This is a genomic window from Bacillus cereus group sp. BfR-BA-01330 (genome assembly GCF_022663885.1).
Classification (GTDB): domain Bacteria; phylum Bacillota; class Bacilli; order Bacillales; family Bacillaceae_G; genus Bacillus_A; species Bacillus_A cereus.
This window is the reverse complement of the sequence record NZ_JAKUGK010000020.1, coordinates 1-8,651: the sequence shown is the minus strand read 5'-3', so window position 1 is coordinate 8,651 and position 8,651 is coordinate 1. Positions and strand designations below refer to the sequence as shown.

Genomic DNA, 8,651 nt, shown 5'->3' with positions numbered 1-8,651 from the left:
GTTCATCCTGAGCCAGGATCAAACTCTCCAATAAAGTTAGTTTGTCTAGCATCTAAAATAAAAATTGACGTTTCACGTTGTTTGTTTCGTTCAGTTTTCAAAGAACTACTTAGTCGCTCATTTGCGACTTCCTTATGTTAACACTTTCGTTAATTGATGTCAACTAAGTTTTTTATTTCATTTGTCGCTTTCGACGTTAATGTCATCGGCGACTTGTTCTATATTACACCCCCGTAGATCAACCGTCAATACCTTTTATCTTTTTTATTTTATAAATCATAAAAGCTTTACCCTGTCTTAATTTCTAACACAGCCTTAGAACTTCTTAAACTTATGTATTCAAACTAACAATCTGCAGCCTACACTCTCTAACTTAATACTAATACTTTTCTAAAGAATGAATGTGAGACCAAGTAAATATATATTAAGGATAGTATTTTTTCTTTTAGTAAGTCCTCCCTCCTGCTCATCTCTAGGGAGATTATAAATAAAACACTTCTCTTCTTTACCTTTAAAATCTAATATACTTAGGAGGCGTTATGAAATGCATGTTAATAAAAAGATAATTTATGTATCCCATGATGCCCATTTCCACGGAGCACAGCTGCTTTCTTTACATACTATTAAGGCTCTTAAAGAAAACTTTGATTACTCTGTTGCAATTATCTCTATTGGATCAGGTATTTTAATTCCAGATTTTCAAAAGTACGGTCCTGTTTATTGTCTCGAGCAAGGTTATCAAACAGAAGAAAAGGTCGAATTATTAATAAAGGATTTATTATCACAGGATTTTACCCTCGCCATATGTAGCACTGTCATAAGTGGCGATATCGTTGCATTACTAGCTAGACACAATATAAAAGTTGTTTCATTAATACATGAATTACCGCATTTAATACAACAGTACTCTGCTGAAGGGAAAGCTAAAAACATCGCTGAATTTGCTTACAAAGTTGTCTTCCCTTCACAATACGTATATGAAAAATTTCGTACAATCACTGAATTGGATCCTCAAAAATGTCACATTCTCCCTCAAGGTTTGTTTAACCACAATCCTTATAAAAACAATATCGCAAAAGCTAGAAATGAGTTACGTAAGAAGCTTAACCTGCCTCTAGATAGCAAAATTATCTTAGGTGTAGGCTTCGCAGATTATCGAAAAGGAATAGATTTATTCTCACTTATCTCTTACTCAGTACGAAAGACTCACAAGGATATTCATTTCATTTGGGTAGGGAGAACGGACGTTCAATTCCTGAATACACTGCCCCCTAAATATAAAGCACATTTCACATTAGTCGATCCTACTCCCGATATCGGATTATATAACGCCGGGGCTGACTTATACTTATTAACTTCAAGGGAAGATCCTTTTCCAAATGTTGTTTTAGAAGCATTAGATGCAAAACTTCCTGTTATAGGGTTTAAAAATGCTGGAGGTTTTGAAGATGTTGTTACAGAAAAAACTGGTGCCTTAGTAGATTTTTTAAATTTACCCAAAATGCTAGAGAAAATATATGAATTTATTCACGATGAGGGATTACGATTACAAAAGGGAAGCTTTGGCCAAGAACTTATCGAAAAAAACTTCAATTTTCTTAATTACATTTATCAATTACTAGATCTTCTCGAACATAATTACAAAAAGATAAGTGTAATCATACCGAACTATAATTATGAAAAATACTTACCTGCTCGAATCGAATCAATCTTAAACCAAACCTACCCTCTTTACGAACTAATTTTCTTAGACGATGCCTCCACTGATCATAGCGTATCAACTTTTAAAAAGCTGCTCTCAAAAGAAAATAAGCCCCACCTGAAGGTTCAACAGATTATTAATGATAAAAACTCTGGTTCCGTATTTAAACAATGGATAAAAGGAGTCTCTGCAGCAACTGGTGATTATATTTGGATCGCAGAGGCCGATGACTTATGCGATAAGACATTTTTACAAGAGGTGATACAGGGGTTTTATATAAATAACAATATTACCTTAAGTTACACACAATCAAAACAAATTGATGAACAAGGAAATGTATTGGCTAATCATTATTTAAATTACACAAATGATATCGATAAAGAAAAATGGAAAGGCCCCTATTTTCGAAAAGGCGTCGAAGAAATACAAGATACGTTACTTATCAAAAACACTATACCTAATGTTTCAAGTGTAGTTTTTAAAAATATAGATATGAAGAAAACAGAAAAACAGTTAGAGAAGTTCAAAATAGCTGGTGATTGGTTTTTCTATGTTTCTCTTCTTACAGAGGGAGATATTTACTTCAATCCATCCCCCTTAAACTATCATAGACGACATTTAAATAGCGTAACGAGAACAGAAGATTCATACTCCCATTACAATGAAGTTGTACAAATGCAAAATTTCATTAAAGAAAGATTTACTATCGACGACATTTCTAAAATGAAAATGTATACATATAGAAAGCATCTTAAAGCATACTTAAAAATTTAAACATGTGCTTTCTATGCCATCAATATCTCTTGTAAGTTGCTACTATTACTTAAGGGAGGAATACTCTTTGAAAGACTTTATAGAGGAACATAAAGATTTAATTTCTCAAATCGCACACAAATATAATGTAAATGCAAGTATCCATCCTGAGGATCATATCTTTCAGTTCATTGTCACTAATCCCGTCTTCCCATCAAAAAAAGAAGCGATAGATTACTACTTTAAAGATGGGCAAAACTCAGCACAAATACTCTTAAACTTAATTACTTCCCTTTATCCTCCTACAGGCAATCCAATTAAATTGTTAGAATTTGCATCCGGATACGGCTGCGTAACACGTCATTTATTAAATCTACAAGCGAATTTGAGTATAACCGCTTGCGATATACACGAAGAGGCTATTTCCTTTATTGAAAACAAATTAAATAATTCTTCTATATTATCTCATCCTGAGCCTGAACAGTTAAAATTGGACTCCTCTACGTACGATATCGTTTTTTGTCTATCCTTTTTCTCTCATATGCCTGATACAACTTGGTTTCGTTGGCTGCAAACATTGTATAACGCTGTTTCACCTGGTGGTTTATTCATTTTCACAACCCATGGCTATCAAAGCAAAAAATACTTCGGGTTTCCAAATTTAAATGAAAAGGGCTATTGGTTTCTCTCTTCTAGTGAACAATTCGATTTAGATGTGAATCAATACGGACAAACGATAGTTAGTCCCTCTTACGTGTGTGACAAAATTAAATTATTACCCCATAACCCAATTATCAAAAAGTATACTGAAGGATTTTGGTGGGAACATCAAGACCTTTGGGTTATAGAAAAAGAAGCAAAATAATAACCCACGCTCTGCTTATACAAGTAGAGTGTGGGTTATTATTTTTTACTATATAAGAACTCTTCAATCCATAGCTTATTTAATCTAATCCCATGTTTAAAATCTATTTTAGGTTCCCAATTCAATTCTTGTTTTATCTTATCAATATTTAAAATGATTTTTTGAACGTTCTCTTGTTTTTGTTTGTAACAGATAAAATCCACTTTTCTTTCTGTTATTTTCTCTAATTCCACTATAATTCGTTTTAAAGAAAGACCTTTGCCACTCCCTATATTGTATACGCAAGATTTCAATTGATTTAATTGTGCTAGTTGTATAGTAATTTCAACTAAATCATCGATATAAATATAATCTCTAATAATCTCCTCTGGATTCCCATATATATGAATCCTTTCATTACTGAGATGCTGGTACAAAAAACAATTTATCGCCCCTACTTTTTTTAAGGGGTTTTGGTATTTTCCATACGGATTAGAATATCTACATACAACATAATCTATTCCATATTTTCTCTTATAAAAATACAAATAATTCTCCAGCGAAACTTTTGTTATTCCATACGGGGAAAGTGGTCTTAATGGATGTTTCTCATCAATAGGCAAATATTCAGGTTCACCATAAACTGTGCCTCCCGAAGAAGCTAATATAATTTTTTTAATACGAAAATCTTTAACACTTTCCATGAAATTAAGAAAAAATAGACTGCTATTAATATCACCGAAAACATCTTCAATTGAAGTTGCTACGTTAGACGTCGCAGCTAAATAAATAATAATATCTATATTCACTAAAGCCTTATATATATCCTCAACATTTTTTAAATCACCTTTAATAAATTCAACTTCACTTACAATATTTTGAGGAAAATTATTTATATGTCTGGAAAATACTTTTACATTTTGCCCCTGTTTCAATAAACCCAATGCGAGGTTGATACCAATGAAACTATTTCCACCTACTATTAAATAATTATTCTTCCTCATAATATCATCTCTCTAGTAATAAATTTTTCCCATCGTCAAACCTAAAAATATACACAAATAAACTGGATCATTTCGATTATTCATCTTCTTATCATTGTATGTTTGTTATAAATTTTCATTATCTTTATTTTCTATTTTCATTTTAGAATAGCTTCCTTATTCAGATTGACTGCAAAAACACTCATAATATTTACTCATCCCCATGAATATATTTAATAAACAATCCTCACTTGTTTAACCCATAAAAAAACGTCTACATACACAAATTCCCCAAAAAGGAGTGCTGAACTCATGAAGAATATAAATCAAGAACTTTTAAATCATGTAATTCTACATAAAGATCGAATTCCGCATTACCATAAAGACTTTCCAATTATACTATTTTGGAGTCATAGAAGCGGATGCACCGCGTTAGCTAATTGGTTCTTTTTTCAAATCGGATTATTTACTGAAGCAAAGAAATACAATGACTTTATTCATTACTATGAGTTCTGGGTGTATAAGAACAATACAAATTACATACCAGAGTTACAAAATGGTCTTCTAGAGGGTAAAAAGGATGTTTGTAAACTTGTGCGAAATCCCTATACAAGGGCTGTCAGCTCATTTCTATTACTTGCTGACAACCCATATGCTAGCCCTCAATGGGAAAGTATCCGTCATTATTTTTATAATGACAAATATAGTAATCAAGGAATATCATTTAAACAATTTTTATATTACGTTCAGGCATTCAGTTCCAATTCTCTAGCGTTAGATATACATTTTAGTCAACAATACGTCCCTGGTGAAGAAAACTTCATCCAATGTTATATTCCTTTAGAAGATTTTAATACACAAATCACCAAACTAGAACACACGTACGATTTGATAAAATCCCCTTTAGCACTTCTTACAAATTCAGATCATCATCGCGCACACAAGATGATTTATGCAGGGAGCTATGCAGAACTTAGCATTACAGATACAGACTTCCCACGATTTCCAACATACGAAAGCTTTTATGATAAAGAAACTATGGATTTAGTTACAGAAATATACACACAGGATTTTGAAATGTATCCATACACGAAAGGGATATTTTAAGTCTATACATTTTCCCATGAATAAAAGCTGATGCATCGCATAGCATAAAGTGAAACTTTAATTCGATTGGGGGTTCTCTTCAACTGATTATTCCCTTCTCCTAATCGCAATTTTAAGAGATACCTAACTTTCACCCATTCCCCCTTTGATTTCGCTGATTGTTGACGTGTATCATACTTTCCATAAATAGATTGCATTTAACATAGGAGGGATGTCGTGTGGAAATCAATTTGAAACACAATAATGGGTACTGCGTTATTTGCGAAAAGAAAGCTACATTTATAGAGCATAATGATTGGCTTAGAGATCATTATTTATGTTCTACATGTAACTCTATACCAAGGCAGCGAGCTTTAATCCATGCCTTGCATACATTTTTTCCAAAATGGAATTCCTATAGTATCCACGAATCCTCTCCTGGAGGAATTACAACTCAGCTACTATTAAAAAACTGTAAAAACTATACTTATTCTCAATACTTTAGAAATTATCCTCTTGGCCAATACTTTCAAGGTATTAGATGTGAGAACTTAGAAGACATGACTTTTGAAAATGAATCTTTTGATTTATTCATTACTCAAGACGTTTTTGAGCATGTAATGACGCCAAACAAAGCCTTTAAAGAAATAGAACGAGTATTAAAACCTGGCGGCGCTCATGTATTTACTGTCCCTTGGTATCATACACTCACAAAAACTGTGCAAAGAGCAAGAATGAATCAAGAAGTGATTGAATATATTGAAGAGCCCATTTATCATGGAAACCCTATTGATGAGAATGGATCTTTAGTAACGTTCGATTGGGGGCAGGATATGATTGAATATATTTATACACACGCAAACATGTATACCATTGTTTATTTACAAAAGGATAGATCACTAGGGTTAGATGCTGAATTTTTACATGTTTTTATTAGTAAAAAGCAAGAAAATAAAGTTTAATCACTATATAATTCGGAGGTTTAACAAATGAATAAATTTAAGTTAGGAAGTGATTTTGATCATCTTGTTAATTCACTATCTGATGTCGAACTTCTAAATTTATTTATACAAAGTTGTTCACAAACAACGATAAATGGGGTTCCCGTACCTAGGTTTCCTCCTGAAGAAATTCAAAAACAATTTGTAGGTGCTTCCTATGAACATGCTCTTTACGAAGCATATTTGTTTTATAGACATATAAAAGAATACGCCCAAAATTTAGGGGTTCCCTTGAATAAAGAAAGTAAAGTTTTAGACTTCGGCTGCGGATGGGGAAGAATTATACGCTTCTTATTTAAAGATGCCTCTGATCAAAATTTACTTGGCATTGATGTCGATCCTGCGATGATCACACTTTGTAATGAAACACTAGGAAGAGGGATATATAAAACAGCAAGTCCACATCCCCCTGTAGAATTTATTAGTGACAATTCATTAGATATCATATTCGCTTATTCTGTATTCTCACATTTATCCGAAGCAACTGCCGAAAATTGGGTAAAAGAATTTTCAAGAGTTCTTCGCCCTGGTGGAATCTTCATCGCAACAACACAAGCGCGCTATTTTCTTGATTTTTGTCAACAATTCCAAGAACATCCTGAATTAATTCAAACAGGATGGCATAAAACTTTATCTCAAGCTTTTCCAGATATACATCGCGCCATCTCGGATTATGAAAACGGCAAATTTGTTCACAGTCCTACTGGTGCAGGAGATGTTAGAAATAGTAGTTTTTACGGAGAAACTGTTATACCTAGGACTTATATTGAAAATCATTATGAGAAATATTTAAAGCTACAAGACTTTTTTGATGATGTAAATCGATTACCACAGGCCCTCTTTGTCCTTCAAAAAATTTAATTCCTTTCATTCAACGTAATAAATTTCATGACGAAAAGCACTTTCTATTTCAGCTATATATCAAATTACCTAATACTCTCTTATTAAGTAAGCTTAAAAAAATCCAATACATACCATAAAAAGACAGTAAACAGATAACATATCTCTTGTTTTAAAATTGCTTCACCAAATCAAGAATAACTTCCCAACACTTGAACTACGAAAAACATGAGGGGGATATAACTTGAAAATAATCGCTTTTTACTTACCACAATTCCATCAAATTAAAGAAAATGATCGATGGTGGGGGAAAGGATTTACTGAATGGACAAATACTAAAAGTGCACGACCTTTATTTTCAGGACATTATCAACCTAGGGAACCTTATCAAGATTTTTATTACGACTTAACTACCCCCTCCGTAAGAAAGTGGCAAGCGGAAATCGCTAAAGCATACGGTATATATGGTTTTTGTTATTATCATTACTGGTTTAAGGGAAAAAGACTATTAGAAACACCCTTTAATGAGGTACTAAAGATGAAGGAACCTGACTTCCCTTTTTGTCTTTCTTGGGCAAATGAACCATGGACAAAATCTTGGGATGGTCTCGATAAACATATATTAATGCCTCAAGACTACGGAGATATATCTGATTGGAAGGAACACTTTGATTATTTATTACAGGCTTTCCAAGATGAGAGATATATTTATATAGATGATAAACCTCTATTCATTATTTATCGTCCAGGACATATTCCTGATTGTGAAAAAATGCTTAATTACTGGAATGCATTAGCGCGAGAAAATGGTTTAAAAGGTATATACTTTGCTGAAACATTAAACAGTTTTCCACTACCTAATATAAATGGATTCGATGCCAGCATTCAGTTTGAACCTTTCTATACAATTGCCCATGATAGCTCTTCAGACATAAATAAGGTAATATATGATTCTGATATGCAATTAAATGTTTGGGACTACGATAAAGTATGGATGTATATATTACAACGATCGCTCCCAAAGAAAAAAACATTTCCCGGGGCTTTTGTTGATTGGGATAATACTGCACGACGTAAAAACGCGAATAGCAGCATCTTTGTAGGTTCTACCCCTGAAAAGTTCACCATATATTTAAGCAAGCAAATTCATCGTACTTACTCTTTTTATAACAGCGAGTTTTTATTTATTAACGCATGGAACGAGTGGGCGGAAGGAACTTACTTAGAGCCAGATAAAAAATATGGATTTTCTTATTTAGAAGGGGTTAAAAATGCAATTGATAGAGGTATGAAAGCATACAAAAAAGACGAGTCATTCTGACTCGTCTTAAAGTTGCTTGGCGACGTCCTACTCTCACAGGGACAAGGTCCCAACTACCATCGGCGCTAGAGAGCTTAACTTCCGTGTTCGGTATGGGAACGGGTGTGACCTCTCTGCCATC

The 8,651-nt window shown here is 33.2% G+C and carries 7 protein-coding genes and 1 rRNA gene; 6 read left to right on the top strand and 2 right to left on the bottom strand.

Going from position 1 to position 8,651, the window contains the following annotated elements; genetic code table 11:
* The first annotated feature begins 544 nt into the window (after positions 1–544).
* Both MR112_RS28440 and MR112_RS28435 read left to right on the top strand, forming a co-directional pair.
* The gene (locus MR112_RS28440; RefSeq protein WP_000558370.1) at positions 545–2,476 is read left to right on the top strand and encodes a glycosyltransferase; all 1,932 of its coding nucleotides are present in this window, start codon (positions 545–547) and stop codon (positions 2,474–2,476) included.
* Positions 2,477–2,543: 67 nt separating this feature from the next.
* Positions 2,544–3,320: a class I SAM-dependent methyltransferase gene (locus MR112_RS28435; protein ID WP_242245877.1), complete on the top strand. Its 777-nt coding sequence runs from the start codon at positions 2,544–2,546 to the stop codon at positions 3,318–3,320.
* 38 nt (positions 3,321–3,358) lie between these two features.
* Here the strand turns inward: MR112_RS28435 and MR112_RS28430 are convergent, their stop codons facing one another.
* Positions 3,359–4,303, bottom strand: a complete 945-nt coding sequence (locus tag MR112_RS28430) for an NAD-dependent epimerase/dehydratase family protein (protein ID WP_001230833.1) — start codon at positions 4,301–4,303, stop codon at positions 3,359–3,361.
* A 291-nt stretch (positions 4,304–4,594) separates the two neighbouring features.
* Here MR112_RS28430 and MR112_RS28425 point away from each other — a divergent pair, with 291 nt between their 5' ends.
* The 4 genes from MR112_RS28425 to MR112_RS28410 all read left to right on the top strand — a co-directional run bounded on the left by MR112_RS28425 (position 4,595) and on the right by MR112_RS28410 (position 8,530).
* Positions 4,595–5,389: a sulfotransferase family 2 domain-containing protein gene (locus tag MR112_RS28425; protein ID WP_025688562.1), complete on the top strand. Its 795-nt coding sequence runs from the start codon at positions 4,595–4,597 to the stop codon at positions 5,387–5,389.
* Between the two features lie 218 nt (positions 5,390–5,607).
* Complete coding sequence (locus tag MR112_RS28420) at positions 5,608–6,330, top strand: class I SAM-dependent methyltransferase (protein WP_000405126.1); 723 nt, start codon at positions 5,608–5,610, stop codon at positions 6,328–6,330.
* A gap of 27 nt (positions 6,331–6,357) precedes the next feature.
* Positions 6,358–7,230: a class I SAM-dependent methyltransferase gene (locus tag MR112_RS28415; RefSeq protein WP_001031897.1), complete on the top strand. Its 873-nt coding sequence runs from the start codon at positions 6,358–6,360 to the stop codon at positions 7,228–7,230.
* Positions 7,231–7,453: 223 nt separating this feature from the next.
* Positions 7,454–8,530, top strand: a complete 1,077-nt coding sequence (locus MR112_RS28410; RefSeq protein WP_000690995.1) for a glycosyltransferase WbsX family protein — start codon at positions 7,454–7,456, stop codon at positions 8,528–8,530.
* Positions 8,531–8,544: 14 nt separating this feature from the next.
* Here MR112_RS28410 and rrf read toward each other — a convergent pair.
* Positions 8,545–8,651: ribosomal RNA gene (rrf, locus tag MR112_RS28405) — 5S ribosomal RNA — on the bottom strand; the annotation flags it as partial.